18 protein-coding genes are annotated in these 21739 nt (G+C 72.3%); 11 read left to right on the plus strand and 7 right to left on the minus strand.

The window, feature by feature from the left end; all coding sequences use genetic code 11:
• Window positions 1–64: 64 nt before the first annotated feature.
• Together msrA and CHF16_RS30220 are read right to left on the minus strand one after the other, a co-directional pair.
• Window positions 65–574 carry a peptide-methionine (S)-S-oxide reductase MsrA gene (msrA, locus tag CHF16_RS30215; RefSeq protein ID WP_089329552.1) on the minus strand — a complete coding sequence of 170 codons (510 nt, stop codon included), beginning with the start codon at window positions 572–574 and terminating at the stop codon, window positions 65–67.
• A 116-nt stretch (window positions 575–690) separates the two neighbouring features.
• Entirely contained in the window at window positions 691–1377 is a 687-nt protein-coding gene (locus CHF16_RS30220) for a YoaK family protein (RefSeq protein WP_089329553.1), read from the minus strand.
• A gap of 245 nt (window positions 1378–1622) precedes the next feature.
• Here CHF16_RS30220 and CHF16_RS30225 point away from each other — a divergent pair, with 245 nt between their 5' ends.
• From CHF16_RS30225 to glgX, 6 genes are all read left to right on the plus strand, one after another.
• Window positions 1623–2432 carry an SAM-dependent methyltransferase gene (locus CHF16_RS30225; protein WP_218826911.1) on the plus strand — a complete coding sequence of 270 codons (810 nt, stop codon included), beginning with the start codon at window positions 1623–1625 and terminating at the stop codon, window positions 2430–2432.
• A 101-nt stretch (window positions 2433–2533) separates the two neighbouring features.
• Entirely contained in the window at window positions 2534–3082 is a 549-nt protein-coding gene (locus tag CHF16_RS30230; RefSeq protein ID WP_089329555.1) for a DUF4262 domain-containing protein, read from the plus strand.
• Window positions 3083–3121: 39 nt separating this feature from the next.
• Complete coding sequence (locus CHF16_RS30235; protein WP_089329556.1) at window positions 3122–3706, plus strand: GNAT family N-acetyltransferase; 585 nt, start codon at window positions 3122–3124, stop codon at window positions 3704–3706.
• 259 nt (window positions 3707–3965) lie between these two features.
• Window positions 3966–4643, plus strand: coding sequence for a hypothetical protein (locus CHF16_RS30240; protein ID WP_089329557.1), 678 nt, complete (start codon window positions 3966–3968; stop codon window positions 4641–4643).
• 39 nt (window positions 4644–4682) lie between these two features.
• On the plus strand, window positions 4683–7040 hold the full coding sequence (locus tag CHF16_RS30245; protein WP_143228173.1) for an N-6 DNA methylase: 2358 nt from the start codon (window positions 4683–4685) through the stop codon (window positions 7038–7040).
• Window positions 7041–7104: 64 nt separating this feature from the next.
• On the plus strand, window positions 7105–9198 hold the full coding sequence (gene glgX, locus CHF16_RS30250; RefSeq protein ID WP_089329559.1) for a glycogen debranching protein GlgX: 2094 nt from the start codon (window positions 7105–7107) through the stop codon (window positions 9196–9198).
• Here the strand turns inward: glgX and CHF16_RS30255 are convergent.
• Complete coding sequence (locus CHF16_RS30255; protein WP_089329560.1) at window positions 9195–9596, minus strand: hypothetical protein; 402 nt, start codon at window positions 9594–9596, stop codon at window positions 9195–9197. The genes glgX and CHF16_RS30255 overlap by 4 nt on opposite strands.
• Before the next feature lie 148 nt (window positions 9597–9744).
• Here CHF16_RS30255 and CHF16_RS30260 point away from each other — a divergent pair, with 148 nt between their 5' ends.
• Window positions 9745–10464: a pyrimidine reductase family protein gene (locus tag CHF16_RS30260; RefSeq protein WP_089329561.1), complete on the plus strand. Its 720-nt coding sequence runs from the start codon at window positions 9745–9747 to the stop codon at window positions 10462–10464.
• On the opposite strand, the gene CHF16_RS30265 is transcribed toward CHF16_RS30260, so the two are convergent.
• Window positions 10446–11144 carry a dihydrofolate reductase family protein gene (locus tag CHF16_RS30265; protein WP_089329611.1) on the minus strand — a complete coding sequence of 233 codons (699 nt, stop codon included), beginning with the start codon at window positions 11142–11144 and terminating at the stop codon, window positions 10446–10448. The two genes, CHF16_RS30260 and CHF16_RS30265, sit on opposite strands and share 19 nt — an antisense overlap.
• A gap of 64 nt (window positions 11145–11208) precedes the next feature.
• On the opposite strand from CHF16_RS30265, the gene CHF16_RS30270 reads away from it, so the two are divergent.
• Complete coding sequence (locus CHF16_RS30270; RefSeq protein ID WP_089329562.1) at window positions 11209–12300, plus strand: ATP-dependent DNA ligase; 1092 nt, start codon at window positions 11209–11211, stop codon at window positions 12298–12300.
• A gap of 51 nt (window positions 12301–12351) precedes the next feature.
• Here the strand turns inward: CHF16_RS30270 and CHF16_RS30275 are convergent, their stop codons facing one another.
• A complete protein-coding gene (locus tag CHF16_RS30275; protein WP_089329563.1) occupies window positions 12352–14040 on the minus strand; it encodes an alkaline phosphatase D family protein in 1689 nt (562 codons plus the stop codon).
• Between the two features lie 217 nt (window positions 14041–14257).
• On the opposite strand from CHF16_RS30275, the gene CHF16_RS30280 reads away from it, so the two are divergent.
• Window positions 14258–16663, plus strand: coding sequence for a HelD family protein (locus tag CHF16_RS30280; RefSeq protein WP_089329564.1), 2406 nt, complete (start codon window positions 14258–14260; stop codon window positions 16661–16663).
• On the opposite strand, the gene CHF16_RS30285 is transcribed toward CHF16_RS30280, so the two are convergent.
• Entirely contained in the window at window positions 16646–17380 is a 735-nt protein-coding gene (locus tag CHF16_RS30285; RefSeq protein ID WP_245869537.1) for a FadR/GntR family transcriptional regulator, read from the minus strand. The genes CHF16_RS30280 and CHF16_RS30285 overlap by 18 nt on opposite strands.
• Before the next feature lie 159 nt (window positions 17381–17539).
• Here CHF16_RS30285 and leuA point away from each other — a divergent pair, with 159 nt between their 5' ends.
• Window positions 17540–19294 (plus strand): 2-isopropylmalate synthase, encoded by a 1755-nt coding sequence (gene leuA / locus CHF16_RS30290; RefSeq protein WP_245869539.1) that lies wholly within the window; start codon window positions 17540–17542, stop codon window positions 19292–19294.
• A gap of 18 nt (window positions 19295–19312) precedes the next feature.
• Here leuA and CHF16_RS30295 read toward each other — a convergent pair whose 3' ends face one another.
• Window positions 19313–19537, minus strand: coding sequence for a DUF4236 domain-containing protein (locus CHF16_RS30295; protein WP_342750142.1), 225 nt, complete (start codon window positions 19535–19537; stop codon window positions 19313–19315).
• Between the two features lie 212 nt (window positions 19538–19749).
• On the opposite strand from CHF16_RS30295, the gene CHF16_RS30300 reads away from it, so the two are divergent.
• On the plus strand, window positions 19750–21684 hold the full coding sequence (locus tag CHF16_RS30300; protein WP_089329565.1) for a Xaa-Pro dipeptidyl-peptidase: 1935 nt from the start codon (window positions 19750–19752) through the stop codon (window positions 21682–21684).
• Window positions 21685–21739: the final 55 nt, after the last annotated feature.

Below are 21739 nucleotides of genomic sequence, written 5' to 3' on the forward strand. Positions count from 1 at the left end.
GCCACCGCGGATGCATGGGAGCATCCGCGATGGCGGTTCTCAAAGAAGCGGCGTTCCCGCCGGCTCAGGCCGTGGCGGCCCGCTTCGGCAGCTTCCACCCGGGGCGGGGGAAGTGGCAGGTGTAGCCGTTCGGGTACTTCTGGAGGTAGTCCTGGTGCTCCGGCTCGGCCTCCCAGAAGTCACCGGCCTCGGTCACCTCGGTCACGACCTTGCCCGGCCACAGGCCGGAGGCGTCGACGTCCGCGATGGTGTCCTCGGCGACCTTCCGCTGCTCCTCCGAGGTGTAGAAGATCGCGGAGCGGTAGCTCGTGCCGATGTCGTTGCCCTGGCGGTTCAGGGTCGTCGGGTCGTGGATCTGGAAGAAGAATTCCAGCAGCGCCCGGAAGTCGGTCTGGTCGGGGTCGTAGATGACCTCGATGGTCTCGGCGTGGGAGCCGTGGTTGCGGTAGGTGGCGTTGGGGACGTCGCCGCCGCTGTAGCCGACCCGCGTGGAGACCACTCCGGGCTGCCGGCGGAACAGCTCCTCCATGCCCCAGAAACAGCCGCCCGCGAGCAGGGCCCTCTCGGTTGCCATGTTCCTTGTCCCCCCTCCTGTCCTTCGTCGGACAGTACAGCGGGCTCCGCACCGCCATTATTCCGGGGTCCGCCGGGCCCGGCCGCACGGCCGGAAGCGGTCACGGTCGGCGGAGGTCAGCTCCAGTCGCCGGCGCCCGGCCGGCGCGCGGTGATGAAGGCGGCGGCCGCGACCGCGGCGAGAATCACGGCCGCGCACCACAGCGGAGCCGCGATCGAGACATTCCGGATGAGCACGGCGCCCACCGCCGCGCCGCCGAGCAAAGCCGCCACGGACAGGGCGCGGCGCGCGATCCGCTCTTTCGCCTCGGCTTTGTCGGCGACCAGCGAGGTGAGCGTCGTGGTGATCACGACCGTCCGGAAGTCGGGCACGCCGAGCCGGCGGACGATCGCGTACTGCCAGCCCATCGAGAGGGCCAGCACGGCGATGGCCGCCTGGCGCTCCGTCTCGCGGAGATGGCCGGGGCCGGTGACGATCAGCGCGGCCGCGACGAGCGCGCCCGCCTGCGTCGCGGCGGCCGCCCCGAGCAGGCGGCCCCGGTGCCTGATCCGCGCGAAGGCCGCGTGCCCGCCGGTGGCCGCCCCGGCGCTGAAGCACGCGACCGCGAGGGCGATCGAGAGGATCCTCCCCGCCGTCCCCTGCCCGCCGCCAAGACCCAGCCCGAGAAAGATGATGTTTCCGGTCATATTCGCCACGAACACATTGCCCAGGACCAGATAACTGACGGAATCCACCAATCCGGCCATGACCGTGAGCAGTATCAGCAAGGGCGGCAGCGGTCCGTGATCGCGGGCTTCGGGCACGCGTGAATTGTTCCAGGCGGAGAAGTGGAGCCGTGGAGGACGACCATTGGCGTGTCATGAAAGGGCTTTGCGACCGAGTCCTTCGGGGCTCGGTCCGGGGCGGGCCGTACGGGCCGCAGCAACAGCCCGCGCGGGCGGGCGGAAGCGAACCGGGCCGGGCTTTCGCGACCGCGAAGGGCTGCGCGGCGCCGCGCCCGCATGGGATCATGAAGGCCCCTTCCGGATCCATGATCGAGGTGGCTCGAATGGGCGGCGACGGCGTCCTCTCCTCCTATGACACGGGCACGCCCTCGCCCGCGCGCATGTACGACTACTTCCTCGGGGGCAAGGACAACTACGACGTCGACCGCGCGGCCGCCGAGCAGGTCAAGGCCGCCGTCGGTGACATGCTGTGCCACGCCACCGTGTGGGAGAACCGCCGGTTCCTGCAAAGGGTCGTCCGCCATCTCGCCGAGTCGGGGATCGACCAGTACATCGACCTCGGCACGGGGCTGCCCACGCAGGGCAACGTGCACGAGGTCGCGCAGGAGGTCGTCCCGGACGCCCACGTCGTCTACGTCGACAACGACCCGATCGTGCTGGCGCACGGGCGGGCGCTGCTGGCGACCAACGCCACCACGACCGTCATCACCGCCGACGTGCGGGACCCGGACGCGATCCTCGGCCACGAGGACCTGCGCGCCCTGATCGACTTCTCCCGGCCGGTCGCGGTCCTGTCGATCGCGCTGTTCCACTTCATCCCCGACGAGGACGACCCGGCCGGCATCGTGGCGGCCTTCCGGGAGCGGCTGGCCCCCGGCTCGTACTTCGCGCTGTCGCACCTGACCACCGACGGCACGCCCGCCGAGGAGCTGGAGCGCGTCGTCGAGGTGTACCGCAAGGCCACCAGCCCGATCGTGTTCCGGCCGCCGGAGGAGATCGCCTCGTTCTTCGCGGGCTTCGAGCTGGTCGAGCCGGGGCTGACCCGGCCGTGGAAGTGGCGGCCCGAGCTGGGCCCGGAAGGGCCGCAGACCGACTCGCTGTACGCGGGCCTGAGCCGGCTGCCGGTCGACTGACCCACGCGCGGCCGGCGGGCACGCCGGGGGACGGAGCCGCGGCACCCCTCCATCCCGGGACGGGCGCCGACCCTGGGTCGATTGATCGTAAACTGAGGGTCATGTCCGGCGACCGCCCCTCGTGCACGTGCGTCATCTGCCGTGACTACGGCGACCGGGACCGCCTGGACAACTTCCAGCTCCGCACCATCGTCCACATCACGCAGTACGGGTGGAGCGTCGTCCTCGTGCAGCCCGACGCGGACGGGCCCGGCTGGGCGTACACGATCGGCCTGTGGCACAGCCACGGCGCGCCCGAGCTGGCGATGTTCGGCGGCGACGTGTACGAGACCGAGGAGGTCCTCAACGCCCTCGGCCGGCAGACCGCCGAGGGCTCCGCCCCGGCGGACGGCGAGCGCCGCGACGGCGTCGTCCGGGGGCAGCAGGCCGCGTTCCGGGACGTCGACCCGCGCTGGTACGACGGCCTGCTCCCCGGGGCGGTGGCGTTCTACCGGCGGCCGCCGCTGCCCGTCCTGCAGGTCGTCTGGCCCAACCGGGACGGCCTGTTCCCCTGGCAGCCCGGCACCGACCTGCCGTTCCGGCACGCCCAGCCGTGGCTGTGGCTGAACCCGAAGCAGCATCCGGCCGGCATCTGGACACGGCGGCTCTGAAACCGGGCCGGCGCCCGCCGGGCGGCATACGATCGGCGGGTGTACGGGCCGATCGCGGACGCCATCCGGACCCCGCGCCTCCTGCTGGAGCCGCTGGCGGTCCACCACGCGGACGAGATGGCGCCCGTCCTGGACGATCCGCGCCTGCACCGCTACATCGGCGGCGAGCCCCTCACCCGGGACGAGCTGCGCGCCCGCTACGCGCACCTGGTCGCGGGCCCCGCGCCGTTCCACCAGGAGTGGTGGCTGAACTGGATCGTGCGCCGCGCCCGGGACGGGCAGGCCATCGGCTACGTCCAGGCGACGGTCCACCCGGCCCCGCCCGGGTTCGCCGTGGGTCCCGCCTCCACCGGGTCGACGGTCACGCCGGGCCCGCCCCGGCACCTCGCATCTGTCGCCTGGGTCATCGGCATGCCCTACCAGGGGTTCGGCTTCGCGACCGAGGCCGCCCGCGCGGTGCTGGACTGGCTGCGCGCCCACGGGATCGCCGAGATCGTCGCGACCGTCCACCCCGCCAACCGCGCCTCCACCGCCGTCGCGTCCAAGATCGGCATGGTCGCCACCGGCGAGACCCGCGACGACGAGCACGTCTGGCGCCTGCCCCCGGACGCGGACAAGGGTTAACAAAAACACCACCGGCAATGCAGTTGCGAGCTGTGACGCCAAGCCATAGCATCGTCCATGTCGCGGAGACGCGGTGGCCGCCGGACCGACTGGCCGGCCGTAGTACTTCATGAAAAGGCTGTGCCCCGGGCGGCATGCGCAGCAGAGGCGGACCCGGGGCTTCCAGCCACGACTATAGCACCCAGCCTCCACGACACTCGTGGACCAACTGCACAGCCCCGGTCAGCCGCCCCATCGTTCCAGGTGAGAAGGGCACGTCGTGAACGGCCACCCCCCTGTCTGGCTCCCCCAGGCGTTGTCGCAAGCACGCTTCGCGTCCTATGTCACAGCCGCCGCGGGCGATCCCGAGCGAGCGCGGAGGTTGTACTGGTGGAACTTGCAGGCGTCCGCGGCCTTCTATGGCCCGCTGCACTGCCTGGAAGTGGCGTTGCGCAACGCGCTTCACGAACGCCTGCGGGAGAAGTACGGCCGAGAGGACTGGTGGAGCGCTGCCCCGCTCTCCCCGGAGGGGGGACGCAAAGTCGCACGGGCGCGAGCCAACGCGCGCAAGAACTCCGCCCGCCGAGCGGAGATCCGTCCCCTCGTCCCCGACGATGTCGTCGCCGAGCTGACCTTCGGCTTCTGGGTGGAGCTTCTCAGCCGCCGCAACGACCGGTCGTTCTGGGTCCCCTGTCTCCACCGCGCGTTCCCCGGCTACTCGGGCCGTCGCGACGGGCTGCACAGGGACCTGCTCTCCACGGTGCTGCTCCGCAATCGCGTGATGCACTACGAGCCCATCCACCATCGCGACCTGGCGAAGGACCATCAGACCGTCTACCGGCTGATGCAGTACATCTCACCGGAACTTGCCGGAGAGGCACGGCGGCTCGATCGCGTTCCCGACGTACTCTCCCGCAGGACCGACGTGTGCGCGGGCGTCCATTCGTCCAGCTTCTAGGAGGCGCGTGCCGTGATCATTCCGGGAACACTGGTGTCCATGGCCGACATCGCGCGCCGCGCCGGTGTCCAACGGCCGGCGGTGACGAACTGGCGCCGCAGGCACGCCGATTTTCCCGCGCCTACGGAGCGCTCGCCGCGGGAACTGTTCGATGCCGCGGAGGTCGCGCGATGGCTCGACGCACGACGCGTGTCCGCGAAGGTTCTGCGCCCGGACGAGCGGCCGGGCAGCACCTTCGGGGAACGGTTCCGCCGGACGTACGAGGCCGAAAGCCCTGACACCGCCGCTACGGTGCCCCCGGGCCACCTCCAGGATGATCCGGTCGAGGCGCGTACCTTTCACCCTCCACCGCATCGGGACCACGACGAGGAGCAGGCGCGCCGGCTGAGCTCACTTCTCATGAGGCGATCCCGCGCGATGAGCGGTGTCGGCGACCCCGCCGCCTACACCGATGTGGTCCTCATCCTGCTCTACCTGCGGTCCACCGACCCGCAGAGCTGGTCGCGGCTGGCATCGGAGGCACACGGCGCCCGGGACTTCACCGACGTCCTGAGAGAGACGATCGACCGGCACGTCGGTGAGCGGCCCACACACGAGTGGCTCTCGCATCACGCCCTGCGGGTGGCCGATGAGCTGCCTCCGGCCACCCATGGGGATCCGATATCCCTGATCGAGCTGGTGGACTCCCTGGCCCCTGCGCACTCCACACCCTCGGCCACGCTGGTCGCCCGCCTCATCACACGGCTTCTCGATGAGATCGTCCGCCAAGAGGGGCATCGGGGCGGAGAATTCCGCACGCCGCGCTCGGTGACCGAACTCGTGGCCGGTCTCGCGGCGGCGGAGCCGGGCGATCGCATCCTGGACCCGTGCTGCGGATCCGGCGACCTGCTGCTCTCCGTGGCCGAGTCGATCAAGACATCGGCTTCGGCTCCCGTGACCGGACGAGCACTGTCGCCCAGACCGGCGCTGTGGGCCGGCATCAACCTCACTCTGCACGGCATCCCGGCGCATCTCTCATCCGATGCTCTGGACGATCTGCGCCACCCGGCCGACCCCGGCGAGTCCTACGACCTGATCGTTTCGAATCCACCGTTCGCGATGCACTGGGCCGAACAGGTGGCGCCGGCGGACCCGCGCTGGGTCTACGGCACGCCGCCCGGCAACAACGCGACCTTCGCCTGGCTCCAGCACATCGCCGCCCGGCTGGCTCCGGGCGGCAGAGCCGTCGCCGTCATCCCGCCGAACGCGACCTTCTCGACGCGGAAGGCCGAAGGCGCCATCCGTGCGGGAATGATCGAAGCCGGGCTCGTGGCGTGCGTGATCCTGCTGCCCGGGGGCCTGTTCGCCAGCACCGGCATCCCGGTCGCCATCTGGGTCCTCGAGAAGGACCGCGGTTCGCGCCAGGACGTTCTCATGATCGACGCCGGCGGTGCCACCGAGAGCGATTTCCCGGAGATCGTCCGCATCTACCAGGAGTGGCTCGGGGGCCGGGGCTCCGGCACCCCCGCGATGCCGGCGCGGGCGGTCGGCTTGGACGAACTCCGCACCGCGGGATACTCCCTGAGCCCCGGGCAGTACCTGTCTTCGGGGAAAAGCGGCATCGACCGGGAGGAGTCCGCTGCGCTACTTCGGCACTCAGCCGCACACATCGCTCATCTTGCCGCGTCCGCCAGACGCATCGACGAGGAGGTCGCGGCGCTCACCGACGCCTTCGTCGCCCAGGGGCCCGAAGAGGGCGGCCAAGACGGCGCGTGGGACCGGTCCCCGCTCGAAGAACTCTGCACCGTCCAGCCGGGCCCGCCCAGGACAAGGCTCCCGGACGGGGATCCGTCCGTCCCCGTCGTCACCGCGAGGCAGATCCGGAACCGCCGCATCGATGACGAGGGCGTCGAGTACACGACGGCGGAGTTCGCGGCCTCGGTACCGCAATGCCGCCTGAGGCCGGGTGACGTCGTAGCCGTACGTACGGGGACGATCGACCGCGTGGCGCTGGCGGACGACCGGCACACCGGCTGGCTGATCGGAAGCGGCTGCGTCCTCCTCCGTCCGCGGGGCGGGATCCTCCCCAGCTACCTGCTGCACTACCTGAGCCACCCGCAGGTGGTCGAATGGGTCCGCCGCTCGGCCACGTCCGCGGTGCTCCCCACGATCAGCATCCGGAGGATCCGCGAGCTTCCGGTGCTCCTGCCGCCCATCGAACGGCAGCGGGAGATCGTCGGCCTTCTGGACTCGCTCGACGAGGCGATCGGCGCCCACGACGCCATCGTGGGGGCGGCGCGCGAGATGCACACCACCGCTCTCGGCGCCCTGCTCGGCGACATCGGGCCCGGGCCGGACCGGCCGACCCGCCGTGACACTCTGGTATCGGATCGTGGCAGGCGAGGAGGACACGGGTAAGCCAGAATCGGTGGGGAACACGCTGCGCGGCAGGCGGCATCCGTCGGTCCAGGGAGGGGATGGCATGCGGGAGGTCTGGCCCGGGGACGCCTATCCGCTCGGCGCCACCTGGGACGGGACGGGCACCAACTTCGCCCTGTTCTCGGAGGTGGCGCGGCGGGTCGAGCTGTGCCTGTTCGACGCCGACGGGACCGAGACGCGGCGGGACCTGCCGGAGGCCGACGGGTTCGTGTGGCACGGCTACCTGCCGGGAATCGGGCCCGGCCAGCGGTACGGGTACCGGGTGCACGGCCCGTTCAGCCCGCGGGACGGGCACCGCTGCAACCCGTCGAAGCTGCTGCTCGACCCGTACGGCAAGGCCGTGGAGGGCGGCGTCCGGTGGCACGAGTCGCTGTTCTCCTACCGGTTCGACGACCCCGACGCGCTGAACGAGGACGACAGCGCCCCCTACATGCCGAAGAACGTCGTCATCAACCCGTTCTTCGACTGGGCGGACGACCGGCCGCCGCGGGTCCCTTACCACGAGAGCGTCATCTACGAGGCGCACGTGAAGGGCCTGACCCGGCTGCATCCGGCCATCCCGGAGGAGCAGCGCGGCACGTACGCGGGCCTCGCGCACCCGGTGATGATCGACCACCTGCTCGACCTCGGCGTGACGGCCGTGGAGCTGATGCCGGTGCACCAGTCGGTCCCCGAGCACGCGCTGGTGGCGCGGGGCCTCGCCAACTACTGGGGCTACAACACGATCGGGTTCTTCGCGCCGCACAACTCCTACAGCTCGTCCGGGCAGGCCGGGGAGCAGGTGCTGGAGTTCAAGGCGATGGTCCGGGCGCTGCACGAGGCCGGCATCGAGGTCATCCTGGACGTCGTCTACAACCACACCGCCGAAGGCGACCACCTGGGGCCGACGCTGTCGTTCCGGGGCATCGACAACGCGTCCTACTACCGGCTGCGCGACGACGACAAGCGGTACCACCTCGACTACACCGGCTGCGGCAACTCGCTGAACGTCCGCAACCCGCACGCGCTGCAGCTCATCATGGACTCGCTGCGCTACTGGATCCTGGAGATGCACGTCGACGGGTTCCGGTTCGACCTGGCCTCCGCGCTGGCCCGGGAGCTGCACGACGTCGACCGGCTCGCGGCGTTCTTCGACCTCGTCCAGCAGGACCCGGTGGTCTCGCAGGTGAAGCTGATCGCCGAGCCGTGGGACGTGGGCGAGGGCGGCTACCAGGTCGGGAACTTCCCGCCGCTGTGGACGGAGTGGAACGGCAAGTACCGCGACACGGTCCGCGACTTCTGGCGCGGGTCGTACGCGACCATGCCGGAGTTCGCGTCCCGGCTGACCGGCTCGTCGGACCTGTACGAGCACAGCGCGCGGCGGCCGTTCGCGTCCATCAACTTCGTCACCTGCCACGACGGGTTCACGCTCACCGACCTGGTCTCCTACGACCACAAGCACAACGAGGCCAACGGCGAGGACAACCGGGACGGCACCGACGACAACCGCTCCTGGAACTGCGGTACCGAGGGCCCGACCCGCGACCCGGCCGTCCTGGAGCTGCGCGCGCGCCAGCGCCGCAACTTCCTGGCGACGCTGTTCCTGTCGCAGGGCGTGCCGATGCTCTCCCACGGCGACGAGCTGGGCCGCACCCAGCGGGGCAACAACAACGCCTACTGCCAGGACAACGAGACCGCGTGGGTGCACTGGGAGGACTCCGACGACATGGAGTTCGTCCGGATCCTGTCGCGGCTGCGGCACGACCACCCGGTGTTCCGGCGGCGCCGGTTCTTCACCGGGCGGGGCACCGGCGCGGCCGCCGACATCGCCTGGCTCACCCCGGCCGGCGACAGCATGACCGACCAGGACTGGAACGTCGGGTTCGCGAAGTCCCTCGGCGTGTTCCTCAACGGCGACGCCATCACCGAGCCCGACCCGCGCGGCCGCCGCGTCCGCGACGACTCGTTCCTGCTGCTGGTCAACGCCGGGTCGGAGCCCGTCGAGTTCATCCTGCCCGGCGCCGAGTACGGCGAGCGCTGGGAGTTCGCCCTCGACACCGCCGAGCCCGGCTCGGTGGGCGAGCGGCCCCGGGTCAAGGCCCGCGACGCCGTCCCCCTCACCGACCGCGCCCTCCTCGTCCTGCGGAGGCTGCCCTAGGCGCGGGCGGTCTGGAGCGCGGTCAGGAAGACCAGCACGACCGTGGTGACCGCCACCAGGCCGTGGACGGTGACCGCCGCGGCCGGGAACGCCTGCTCCGCGCCGCGCGCGTGCCGGCCGCCCCGCCCGACCAGCCAGCGGGTGAACAGCATGAAGCCCTGCAGGACGACCGCCAGCAGCCCCGCGAAGGCGATCCACGCGTATACGGCGTCCCCGGTGGCCAGGTAGGCGATCCACACGGCGAGGCCCGCCACGGCCGCGAGGGGGTGCCCCACCACGACCAGGATCGGGAACCGCGTCACCTTCGTCGAGCGCCCCCCGTTCAGAAACCAGATGACCAGCAGGTAGCCGCCCGCCGCGGCGGCGAGGATCCACGCGCACAGCGCCGCGTACTCCACCCCCCGCTCCCTTCTGTGGAATTCTCGTCCCCGTCCCCCGCGGGCAAGTGTTACCTCCCGACGGGCCCGGCATGACGGATTTCTACAGATTGGTACACAAGCGGTCATCCGGCCGGTCGAACGGCGCGTGCAGTAGCGTGAAAGATCTATGCGGATCCTGTCTCCGGAGCCCGGCGAAGCCGACCTCGCCGCGCGCTACGCGTACCCGCCCGACGGAACCTGGCTGCGGGCCAACATGGTGGCCAGCCTCGACGGGGCGGCGCAGCGCGACGAGCGCAGCGGCGGCCTCGGCAACGCGGCCGACCGGCACCTGTTCCTGCTGCTGCGCGGTCTCGCCGACGCCGTCATCATCGGCGCGCAGACGGTGCGTGCCGAGGGCTACGGCCCGGTCAGGCGCAGCGAGGGCTGGGACGCCGTCCGGGACCGGAACTCCCCCGCCCCGCCGATCGCGATCGTGTCCCGCAGCCTCGACCTGGACTTCGGCGCCCCCATCTTCACCGAGGCCGAGGTGCCGACGATGGTGCTGGCGCCCGCGTGCGCCGACCCGGCCCGGGTGGAGGCCGCGCGGGAGCACGCCGACGTCATCATCGCCGGGCAGGACTCGCTGGACTTCTCCGTCGCCGTCCGGGAGCTCGCCGAGCGCGGCCACCGGCGGCTGCTGTGCGAGGGCGGGCCGTCGGTGCTCGGGCAGGTGGTGGCGGCCGGGCTGCTGGACGAGCTGTGCCTCACGCTGAGCCCGATGCTGCTCGGCGGGAACCCGACGCGGATCCTGGACGGGCCGCCGGTGCCCGTCCCGCCGGAGTTGAAGCTCGCCCACGCCCTGCAGGACGAGGACTTCCTGTTCCTGCGCTACACCCGCAACCGGTAGCGGACGAAGAGCACGCCCTCGTCGATGTAGAGGGCGGTGGGGTCGAGCGGTACCTCGGTCTCCAGGCCGTCCAGGAGGCGGGTGTGGCGGGGGCTGCCGAGCAGGGTCGGGGCGATGCTGAGGCACAGCTCGTCGACGAGCGACTCGCGGATCAGCGCGGTCGCCAGTGCGGGGCCGCCCTCGCAGAGCAGATGCTCGTAGCCGAGGTCTTCGCGGAGCGTCTTGACGGCGGCGGCGAGGTCGACGCCGTCTTCACCCGCTGAGACCACCTGGATGCCCTTGGGCACGTTCTGCCGACCGCTCTGCGACGTCACCACGATGGTTGGGGTCTCGGCCTTGGTGAACAGCGGGAGCGTCCAGTCGAGGTCGGCGGAACCCGTCACCACGACGATGGGCGCGGGCGGGCGTCCGCGGCGCGCGCGCAGATCCCGGCGCAGGCGGGCCGGGCCGAGGCGCCCGGTCCGGACGGTGCCGGCGCCCACGAGGATCGCGTCGGCCAGCGCGCGCAGGCTGCGCAGGACGCGGAAGTCGGCGTCGCCGCCGAGGCCGTCCGTCCAGCCCTCGGCGTCGGTGGCGGAGCCGTCCACGCTCACGACCATGCCGAGCCGCAGCCCGGGGAGGTCGCCGTAGGCCTCGTAGGGGTCGACGCCGGTGGGGGGCTCTGGCAGCAAACGGCGCATGACCTGCACGTTATCGGACCCCCCGGGCTGTCGTTCTGTCAGTGCCGGGGCGCAAGATGGGGGGATGGACCTGCCGATCAGCCCGCCGCTGCCGCCGATGCTGGCCAAGGCGGTCAAGACCATGCCCAAGGGCGACCTGCTGTACGAGCCGAAATGGGACGGCTTCCGCTGCATCGTCTTCCGCGACGGCGACGAGGTGGAGCTGTCCAGCCGCGGCGAGAAGCCGCTCACCCGCTACTTCCCCGAGCTGGTCGAGGCGGTGAAGCGCGAGCTGCCCGAGCGGTGCGTGGTCGACGGCGAGATCGTGCTGCCGAGGGGGACGCGCCTCGACTTCGACGCGCTCCAGCAGCGCATCCACCCGGCCGCGTCCCGGATCAACCTGCTGGCGGAGCAGACACCCGCCTCGTTCGTGGCGTTCGACCTGCTGGCGCTCGGCTCCGAGTCGCTGATGGAGGTGCCCCTCGGCGAGCGCCGGAGGCGGCTCACCGAGACGCTGGCAGGCGTCAAGGCGCCCATCCACGTCACCCCGGCGTCCGACTCCTACGACCTGGCGCTGCGCTGGTTCGACGAGTTCGAGGGCGCCGGGCTGGACGGCGTCATCGCCAAGCCCCGCGACACCGTCTACGAGCCCGACAAGCGCGTCCTGTTCAAGGTCAAGCACGAGCGCACCGCCGACTGCGTGGTGGCGGGCTTCCGCTGGCACAAGTCGGGGCCGATCGTCGGGTCGCTGCTGCTCGGCCTGTACAACTCCGCGGGCAAGCTCCAGCACGTCGGGGTCGCGGCGTCCTTCACGATGAAGCGGCGCGCCGAGCTGGTCGAGGAGCTGCAGCCCTACCGGCTGGAGGACCTCTCCGCCCACCCGTGGGGCGAGTGGGCGCGGCAGAGCGAGGCGACGGCCGACCGGATGCCCGGCGCCGTCTCCCGCTGGACGGGCAAGAAAGATCTCAGCTGGGTGGCGCTGCGCCCCGAACTGGTGGTGGAGGTCGCGTACGAGGCGATGGAGGGCGACCGGTTCCGGCACACCGCCCGGTTCCGCAACTGGCGGCCCGACCGCACCCCCGAGTCGTGCACGTACGAGCAGCTCGAGGTTCCCGTCGCCTACGACCTGGCCGACATCCTCTCCGGCCCGGCGACGAGCCCGCGCGTCGACCGCTGAGGCACCGCCCTGGGGACGCGCCGCCGGGCACGTCCCCAGGGGGTGGCGGGATCAGGGCTGGGTCTCCTTGGCGATGGTCTGCTGGATCAGCTCGCCGTCGGGCTGCGGCGTGGCCTTCGCCGACACGAACGGCCGCAGGTAGGTCTGGTTGACGCCGGGGACGCGGTCCTCGATGACGAACGTGGCCTTGGTGGAGATCTCGGCGCCCGGGGTGCGGACGGTCGGCAGGGTCTTGAAGTCGGCCCTCATCTCGTCCTTGCCGATCGTCGTCATGACGTAGCCGCGCTGGTCGTTGTAGAAGCGCAGGTGCGGGTTGATCTTGAGGAAGGGGTGGTCGGCGGGGTTCGAGTCCTTCCCGTCGCCGGTGCTGGTGATGGACGTGCACACCAGTTCCGAGCCCACGGTCTTCGAAGACGGGTCGTCGTAGTCGGCCTTCAGGTCGCTCGCCCAGTGCGCGTGGACGTCGCCCGTGAGCACGACGGGGTTGCGGACCTTCGCGTCCAGCCACCCCTGGGTGATGCGGTCGCGGGACGCGACGTAGCCGTCCCAGGCGTCCATCGAGGTCTTCTTCACCGGCCCCTCGGTGTTGTCGCGCTGGGCGAAGAACACCTGCTGCCCCAGGACGTCCCAGCGCGCGCGTGAGCGGCGGAAGCCGTCCAGCAGCCATGCCTCCTGCTGGTCGCCCGTGATGGAGCGCTTCGGGTCCGTGGCCTCGGGGCAGTCCTTGTAGCCGTCGCCGCAGCCCTGGTCGTCGCGGAACTGGCGGGTGTCGAGCATGTGGAAGGTGGCGAGCCTGCCCCACTGGACGCGCCGGTAGATCTGGATGTCCGGCCCCTTCGGGACGGACGCGCGGCGCAGCGGCATGTTCTCGTAGTACGCCTGGAAGGCGGCGGCCCGGCGGGCGCGGAACGCCTCGGAGGACGGGGTGTCGGAGTCGGCCTCGGGGATGTCGCCGGCCCAGTTGTTCTCGATCTCGTGGTCGTCGAACACGACGAGCCACGGCGCGGCCTCGTGCGCGGCCTGCAGGTCGGGGTCGGACTTGTACTGGGCGTGCCGCAGCCGGTAGTTCGCGAGCGTGACCGTCTCGGGCCCCTCGTGGTCGCGGACGTTGCCGCCCGGGACGGTGTAGACGCCCTTCTTGTACTCGTACTGGTAATCGCCCAGGTGCAGGACGAGGTCGGGGTGCTCCTCGGCGAGGCGCCGGTAGGCGGTGAACCAGCCGTGCTCGAACTGGCTGCACGAGACGAACGCCATCGCGAGCGCGGGTCCGTAGGCGGCGGGGTGCGGGGCGGTGCGGGTCCGGCCCGCCGGGGAGATGTGCGCGCCGGCGCGGAACCGGTACCAGTAGTCGCGTCCGGGGCGCAGGCCGTCGAGCTCGACGTGGACGGAGTGCGCGGCCTCGGGGCGGGCGGCGGCGGTGCCGCGCCGCACGACGTGGCGGAAGCGCTCGTCGGACGCGACCTCCCAGCGGACGGGGACGGTACGGGACGGCATGCCGCCGAGGCCGTCCTCGGCGAGCGGATTCAGGGCGAGCCGCGTCCACAGGACGAACCCGCCGGGGCCTGGGTCGCCGGACGCGACGCCCAGAGTGAACGGGTCGCCGGGCAGGGTGCGCGGGCGCGGGGCGGCGGCGCGGGCGGTGCCGGGGAGGAGCGGCCCGGCGGCGGTTGCGGTGGCGGCGGCGAGACCGCCGGCGATCAGGAACGTTCTCCGGTTCAGCGGGTGCGCGGAGTCGGCCATGGAGGAGCGACCTTTCGGAGGGTCCGGCAGTGATCGCCGGAAAGCCTCACGAAGATCGGTGACCGCGGGGCGGCGGGCGGATGACGCCCGGCCCAACAAAGACGATCTTTTGATCGCGACCAGAAGATCATCCGGAGTGCGGGAAAGGATGCTAGGCTAGCGACTTACGACCTGCGCACAAGAAACCTCATCCTATGAATAGGAGTGTAGTCGAGGCATGGGACTCCGTCAAGCGGATGCTGTCAACCCCGACCGCGAGAATTCGGTTCGCGAGGACTCCGCCCCCGCGAGCGCGCCGCTGCGCACCGAGCAGGCGCAGGTGTCCCGGATCTACGCGCGCCTCGACGCCGAGCGCGAGAAGGCCGAGGCCGCGCTGCGCGACGGGCCCGCGGCGGGCGGCGGCTCGGCGTTCCAGGCGCGGGTGGAGAGCGCCGTCGTGACCGACGAGGCGGCCCGCCGCCTCGCGCGGCTGAGCGCGGTGGAGCACGCCCTGTGCTTCGGCCGGATCGACCACCGGGGCGGCGCGGACGGCCCCGGCGACACGTTCTACATCGGCCGCATCGGGCTGCGCGACGCCGACCACGAGCCGCTCCTCATCGACTGGCGCGCCGCAGCGGCGCGGCCCTTCTACACCGCCACGCCGGGCTCCCCGGGTACCCTCGCGCGCCGCCGCCACCTGCACCTGCGGCAGCGGGAGGTCGTCCGGCTGGACGACGAGGTCTTCGACCTGGAGGGGCTCGCGGAGCCGGAGCGGCGCTCCGTCGTCGGCGAGGCCGCGCTGCTCGCCACCCTGCGCCGCGGCCGGACGGGACGGATGAGCGACGTGGTCGCGACCATCCAGGAGGAGCAGGACCAGGTCATCCGCTCCGGCCTGCACGGCGTGCTCGTCGTCCAGGGCGGCCCCGGCACGGGCAAGACGGTCGCCGCCCTGCACCGCGCCGCGTACCTGCTCTACACGCACCGGGACGTCCTCGAACGGCGGGGAGTGCTCGTCGTCGGCCCGAACGCCACCTTCCTCCGCTACATCGAGCAGGTCCTGCCCGGCCTGGGCGAGACCGACGTCGCCTTGGCCACCGTCGGCGAGCTCTACCCGGGCGTCAAGGCGACGGCCCGCGACACCCCCGAGGTCGCCGTCATCAAGGGCGACCACCGCATGGTCGACCTGGTGCAGGCCGCCGTCCACGACCGGCAGCGCGTGCCCGCGGACGGGCTCCGTCTCGACGTCGACGGCCTCGCCCTCGTCGTGGACGCCGAGAAGTGCGAGCAGATCCGCGACCGTGCGCGCGCTCTGCGCCGCCCGCACAACATCCAGCGGCGGCGCTTCGTCCACGACATGCTGGAGGCGCTCGCCGTCAACAGGGCCGAGCAGTACGACCGCCTCATGGACGAGCCCCTGGAGGAGCTCGCGAAGTCCGGCGGCATGCCCGAGTGGCTCCAGGAGCTCATCGACGAGGCCGAGGACGAGCCCCTCCTGGACGAGACGGACCTCCGCCTGGCCAAGGAGGCCCTCTGGCAGGAGCCGGCCGTCAAGAGGGCCCTCAACAGGCTCTGGCCGGAGTTGACCCCGCAGCGTCTCCTGAGCGATCTCTACGCCTCCCCCGGCACTCTCGCCCGCATCGGCGAGCAGATCGGCATGGACTGCGCGCCCCTGCACCGCCCGGCCGACTCCCCGTGGACCGTCTCGGACGTCCCGCTCCTCGACGAGGCCGCCGAGCTGCTGGGCCGGGACGACTCCGCCGAGCGGGCCCGGCAGCGTGCGGCCGCCGCCGCACGCGCGGAGGAGGAGCGCTACGCCCGCGAGGTCATCGAGTCCGTCGGCACCACGAACCTGCTCTCGGCCCGCGACGTGATCTCCGCGAGCGAGCTGGCCGACCGCCACGACGACGGCGGCCCGCCGCTCACCACCGCGCAGCGCGCCCTGGCCGACCGCGAGTGGGCCTACGGCCACGTGATCGTGGACGAGGCGCAGGAGCTCTCCGAGATGGCCTGGCGGACCGTGATGCGCCGCGTCCCGACCCGCTCCCTGACCGTCGTCGGCGACATCGCGCAGACCGGCAGCGCCGCCGGCGCCGCCTCCTGGGGCCAGATGCTCGACCGCTACGTCCCGGGCCGCTGGCGGGAGCAGCGCCTGCTCGTCAACTACCGGACCCCGGCCGCGATCATGCGGGTGGCCGCGGGCGTCCTCGCCGCGGTCGACCCGGGCCAGACGCCTCCGGAGCCCGTCCGCGACGACGGCCCGCCGCCCGCCGCGATCGCCCTCCCGGTCGCGGAGCTGCCCTCGCTCGTCGCCACCGAGCTGTCACTCGTCACCGACGAGGCGTCCACCGCGGGCCGCCTCGCCGTCATCTCCTCCGGCGCCCGCCGCGCCGAGGTCCTCGCGGCCCTGCCGGACGCGCCCGCCGGCGCGACGCCCGAGGCGCTCGACTCCCCCGTGGTCGTCCTGACCGCCGAGGAGGCGAAGGGCCTGGAGTTCGACTCCGTCGTCATCGTCGACCCGGCCGGCATCGTCGCCGAGTCGCCCAAGGGGGGCCAGGACCTCTACGTGGCCCTGACCAGGGCCACCCGGCGCCTGACGATCGTCCACGACAACGACCTGCCGCCCCTCCTAGCGTCCCTGGAGTAGGGCCCGCAGGGTCCGGGTGAGCTCGGCCCTGATGATGCGGCCGGCGGCCTCGGGGTCGCCGGCCGCGACGGCGTCCACCAGGGCCGCGTGGGCGGCGCGGCCGTGGGCGGTGTCGGAGGCGCGGACGTCCACCAGGGTCGCGAGGTCGAGGAGGCCGTCGCGCAGGACGGGGACGAACTCGGCGAACAGGTCGGCGAGGACCGGGTTGTGCGCGGCGGCCACGACGGCGGTGTGCAGGGCGATGTCGGCGTCGATGAACCCCTCGGTGGAGGGGCCGGCGAAGGCCGCGTCGCGGGCGCCGAGGGCCGCGCGCAGGGCGTCGAGGTCGGCGTCCGTGCGGCGCTCGGCGGCCAGCTCGGCGGCGCGGACCTCCAGCATCATGCGGATCTCGTAGACGTCGGCGACGGAGGCGCGGCGCAGCCGGGCGGGCCAGTCCTCGTCCGGCTCGGTCGCGATGACGAACACGCCGGCGCCCTGGCGGGCCTGGACGAGGCCGGCGCCGGCGAGGGCGCGCAGGGCCTCGCGGACGGTGGAGCGGCCGACGCCGAGCTCGCGCGCGAGCGTCGTCTCGCCCGGCAGCCGCGTCCCGACCGGCCAGGAACCGTCCGCGATCTGCTCGCGGAGGCGCTGGGCGGCCTGCTCGACGAGCGGGCTGGGGCGGAGCCGGCCGAGCGGCGCCATGCGGATCCCTTCGTCGCGGGGCGGGGCGATCAGCATATCCGCTCAGCTTGTCTGAGGAGCTGAGGTGTGATTGAGTGGCGGGCATGTCGTGGCGGGCGCTTCTCCTCGGTCGCCGCGGCGGGGCCTGATCCGACCGGCACCCCGCCGCGGGGTCCGGTGCTGCCGGTCGTCCCGGCGATCGCGAGGAAACGCCCCATGAACTTCCCGACCCTGCGCACCCCGTCCGGCCCCGCGGCCGGACCCTTCTGGAATCCGCAGCGCGGCAGCTCCATGCCGTTCGACCGCTACCGGTCCGTCCACGACCGGGTCCCGTCGCCCGTGCCGGACGTCGAGCGCACCTGGCCGTCGGCGCGCATCGAGGAGGCGCCGCTGTGGGTGCCCGTCGACCTGCGGGACGGCAACCAGGCTCTGGCCGAGCCCATGGACACGGCGCGCAAGCGCCGCATGTTCGACCTCTTCGTGGCGATGGGCTACAAGGAGATCGAGGTCGGCTACCCGTCGGCGAGCCAGACCGACTTCGACTTCGTCCGGCACCTGGCCGAGGCGGGCGTCCCGGACGACGTGACCCCCGTGGTCTTCACTCCCGCACGCCCGGAGCTGATCGAGCGGACGTTCGCGTCCATCGAGGGGCTGCCGCGGGCGGTCGTGCACCTGTACACGGCGACGGGCCCGGTGTGGCGGGACGTCGTGCTCGGCGCCGGACGGGACGGGGTGAAGCGGCTGATCCTGGACGGCGCCGCCGACGTGGCGCGGCTCGCCCGGCCCGGCGTGCGGTTCGAGTTCTCCCCCGAGACGTTCAACTTCACCGAGCCGGACTACGCGCTGGAGGTGTGCGACGCGGTCACCGCGCTGTGGGACGCCTCCCCCGACCGCCCGGTGATCCTGAACCTGCCGGCCACGGTCGAGATCGCCACCCCGAACGTGTACGCCGACCAGATCGAGTACATGCACCGGCATCTGGCGCGGCGGGACGCGGTGATCCTGTCGGTCCACCCGCACAACGACCGCGGCACGGGCGTCGCCTGCGCCGAGCTGGCGGTGCTCGCGGGCGCGCAGCGGGTGGAGGGCTGCCTGTTCGGCAACGGCGAGCGGACGGGGAACGTCGACCTGGTCACGCTCGCGCTGAACCTGCACGCGCAGGGCGTCGACCCGCGGATCGACTTCTCCGACATCGACGAGATCCGCCGGACGGTCGAGTTCTGCAACCGGCTGCCCGTCCACGAGCGGCACCCGTACGCGGGCGACCTGGTCTACACGGCGTTCTCCGGGACGCACCAGGACGCGATCGGCAAGGGCATGGCGCGGCACGCCCGGCTCGCGGAGGAGGCCGGTGTGCCGCCGGGGCGGCTGCCGTGGGACGTCCCGTACCTGCCGATCGACCCCGCCGACGTGGGCCGCGGGTACGAGGCGGTCATCCGCGTGAACAGCCAGTCCGGGAAGGGCGGCATCTCCTACCTGCTGCGCACCGGGTTCGGGCTCGAACTGCCGCGCCGCCTGCAGATCGAGTTCTCCCGCGTCGTGCAGCGGGAGACCGACGGCAGCGGCGCGGAGATCACGGCGGCCGAGCTGTGGGAGCTGTTCCGCGCCGAGTACGTCCGGCCGGCGGGCCCGGTGTCGCTGACCGGCTGGAGCACCTCCAGCACCGGCCCGGCGCGGCACGACTTCACCGGCGTCGTCCGGGTGGACGGCGACGAGTGCGCGTACACCGGGTCGGGCAACGGCCCGATCGACGCGCTCACCGACGCGCTGGCCGCCGCCGGGATCAAGGTGGACGTCCTGCACCTCGCCGAGCAGTCCACCGGTGAGGGCAGCGACGCCATGGCCGTCGCCTACGCCGAGTGCCGCGTCGGCGGCACGGTCATGTGGGGCGCGGGGCGCGACACGTCCGTGCTGGCCGCCTCGGTGGAGGCCGTCCTGTCGGCGGTGAACCGCGCCGGACGCTCCGGTTAGCGGTGCCGGACGCTCCGCTCAGCGGCGTCGGCCGAGCGAGCGCCGCCAGGACAGGCCCGTCCCGGGGATCCGGAACGTCATGTGGCGGCGGCCGTCCGCCCCGCGCGTGTAGCGGGCGCCGCGCCCGCCGACGCTGTGCCCGACGCCCTTCTTTGACAGGTTGATGCGGAACGGTCCCATCCTGAGTGCTTTTCGATAACTCCAACCCATGCGCAGGGGGATGCCCGGGGTAGCGCCGGGCATCCCCCTCGCCCGTCTCGGACGGACCGAGACCCTAGTTTCGGTCTGACCGTGTGACGCAAGGGCAGGAGGTGACCAAATCCGGGCGGAGTTCGTCGCGCACCGCCCTTTACCCGGCCGCGCCCGGCGAGGAGCGTGGCCGGCGTAGAGATCGTTTTCTCAGCTCCCGGAGGTGCGGGTTGGCCAGGCGACCCCTGAGACGGACCCGGCGGACGATGACGCTGGCCGTGCTGACCGGCGCGGCGCTCGCGGGCGGCGGCACGGCGGCGCTGGCGCAGCCGTCCCCCAAGATCGTGGTGAAGGACGGCGTGACCCAGCCCGTCTTCTCCTACAAGGACGCGATCCGCGAGCACGTGTACGTCGAGTCCGCCGTGGACAGCGACGGCGACGGACGCAAGGACCGCGTCAACGTCGACATCATCCGGCCCAAGGAGACCGAGCACGGCCTCAAGGTCCCGGTGATCATGGACGAGAGCCCGTACTACGACAACGCGGGCCGCGGCAACGAGAGCGAGCTGAAGACCTACGACGCCGCCGGGAACCCGGTGCGGTTCCCCCTGTACTACGACAACTACTTCGTCCCGCGCGGGTACGCGTTCCTCGCCGTGGACATGGTCGGGACGACCCGCTCCGACGGCTGCCCCGTCAGCGGCGGGCCCACCGACGTCCTCGGCGGCAAGGCCGTGGTCGACTGGCTCAACGGCCGGGCGAAGGCGTACCGGGCGGACGGCACCCCGGTCCGGGCGACCTGGTCGACCGGCCGCACCGGCATGATCGGCAAGTCGTACGACGGGACGCTCGCCAACGGCGTCGCCGCGACCGGCGTCGAGGGGCTGGAGACGATCGTCCCGATCTCGGCGATCAGCAGCTGGTACGGCTACAGCCGGATGAACGGCGTGAAGTACTGGACGGACGAGCAGCCCTGGCTCGCGAGCTACGTCGACACCGACCCGCCCGAGAAGTGCGCCGCCGTCAACGCCGCCCTGGACGCGGGCGAGGACGACGCCACCGGGAACTACAACGCCTACTGGAAGACCGCCGACTACCGGGACGGGACGATCGCCCGCGCGTCCCGGGTCCGGGCGAGCATCTTCGCCGCCCACGGCGTCAACGACCTGAACGTCAAGGACGACCATTTCGCCGAGTGGTGGAGCGCCCTCGCGCGGCGCGGCGTGCAGCGCAAGGTGTGGCTGTCGCAGCGCGGCCACGTCGACCCGTTCGACACCCGCCGCGACGCGTGGGTGGCGACGCTGCACCGCTGGTTCGACCACGAGCTGCAGAAGATCCCCAACGGGATCATGCGGGAGCCCCGCGCCGACATCGAGATCGGCCCCGACCAGTGGATCACCCAGCGGGACTGGCCGTCCCGCGACGCCCGGAGCATCGTCCTGCGCCCCGGCCCCGAGGGCGCTCTCGGCCTGGAGCGCGCGCCGCACGGCGCGACGGCCGCCTTCACCGACGCCCCCGGCCCGCGCGGCGGCGGCACCTCCGAGAGCGCGATGGTCGCCGACCCGACGGCCGCGCAGCCGTACCGGGCCGCGTTCGTGTCCGCTCCCCTGCCGCGGACGGGTCGCCTCTCCGGCACCCCCGAGGCCACGCTCCGCATCAAGCTGGACAAGCCCACCGCCAACCTCACGGCGCTGCTCGTCGACTACGGCGAGGACACCCGGGTGAACTACCTCGGCTCGGGCTCCGGGATCCGGACCCTCGACACCGAGGACTGCCACGGCGAGAGCACGCCCTCCGACGACGCCTGCTACAAGAAGACCGAGGTCACGACGGTCACGTCCCCGGTGAACGTGATCGCCCGCGGCTGGCTCGACGCCCAGAACGCCCATTCCCTGAGCCGCCCGAAGCCGCTGAAGCCGGGCCGGTACCACACCGTCCGCTGGGAGACGCTCAGCCAGGAGTACCTGCTGAAGAAGGGCCACCGCCTGGCGCTCGTCCTGGCCGGGACGGACGCCGACTACAACACCGAGACCCCCACCGGCGCCCAGGTCACGGTCGACCTGCGCGGCTCGTCGGTCAGCATCCCGGTGGTCGCCGCCGAGGACGACCCGGCCGCCCTCGTCGCCCCGCCGGAGCGCTCCGCCACCTGGCGCGGCCCGACACAGGTCACCCTCCCCGTCCAGGAACGCGAGCTGTACTGACCACCCCGGCCCGCCGCCCGCAACCCCGGGCGGCGGGCCGCGCCCCGTTTCGACC

The organism is Actinomadura meyerae (assembly GCF_900188445.1).
GTDB lineage: Bacteria > Actinomycetota > Actinomycetes > Streptosporangiales > Streptosporangiaceae > Spirillospora > Spirillospora meyerae.

What these genes read in the sequence shown, in the direction of transcription:
- msrA (WP_089329552.1), bottom strand. Translation starts at nt 574, where the DNA reads ATGGCAACCGAGAGGGCCCTGCTCGCGGGCGGCTGTTTCTGGGGCATG.
- CHF16_RS30225 (WP_218826911.1), top strand. Translation starts at nt 1,623, where the DNA reads ATGGGCGGCGACGGCGTCCTCTCCTCCTATGACACGGGCACGCCCTCG.
- CHF16_RS30230 (WP_089329555.1), top strand. Translation starts at nt 2,534, where the DNA reads ATGTCCGGCGACCGCCCCTCGTGCACGTGCGTCATCTGCCGTGACTAC.
- CHF16_RS30245 (WP_143228173.1), top strand. Translation starts at nt 4,683, where the DNA reads ATGGCCGACATCGCGCGCCGCGCCGGTGTCCAACGGCCGGCGGTGACG.
- glgX (WP_089329559.1), top strand. Translation starts at nt 7,105, where the DNA reads ATGCGGGAGGTCTGGCCCGGGGACGCCTATCCGCTCGGCGCCACCTGG.
- CHF16_RS30260 (WP_089329561.1), top strand. Translation starts at nt 9,745, where the DNA reads ATGCGGATCCTGTCTCCGGAGCCCGGCGAAGCCGACCTCGCCGCGCGC.
- CHF16_RS30265 (WP_089329611.1), bottom strand. Translation starts at nt 11,144, where the DNA reads ATGCGCCGTTTGCTGCCAGAGCCCCCCACCGGCGTCGACCCCTACGAG.
- CHF16_RS30270 (WP_089329562.1), top strand. Translation starts at nt 11,209, where the DNA reads ATGGACCTGCCGATCAGCCCGCCGCTGCCGCCGATGCTGGCCAAGGCG.
- CHF16_RS30275 (WP_089329563.1), bottom strand. Translation starts at nt 14,040, where the DNA reads ATGGCCGACTCCGCGCACCCGCTGAACCGGAGAACGTTCCTGATCGCC.
- CHF16_RS30280 (WP_089329564.1), top strand. Translation starts at nt 14,258, where the DNA reads ATGGGACTCCGTCAAGCGGATGCTGTCAACCCCGACCGCGAGAATTCG.
- CHF16_RS30285 (WP_245869537.1), bottom strand. Translation starts at nt 17,380, where the DNA reads ATGCTGATCGCCCCGCCCCGCGACGAAGGGATCCGCATGGCGCCGCTC.
- leuA (WP_245869539.1), top strand. Translation starts at nt 17,540, where the DNA reads ATGAACTTCCCGACCCTGCGCACCCCGTCCGGCCCCGCGGCCGGACCC.
- CHF16_RS30295 (WP_342750142.1), bottom strand. Translation starts at nt 19,537, where the DNA reads ATGCCCGGCGCTACCCCGGGCATCCCCCTGCGCATGGGTTGGAGTTAT.
- CHF16_RS30300 (WP_089329565.1), top strand. Translation starts at nt 19,750, where the DNA reads ATGACGCTGGCCGTGCTGACCGGCGCGGCGCTCGCGGGCGGCGGCACG.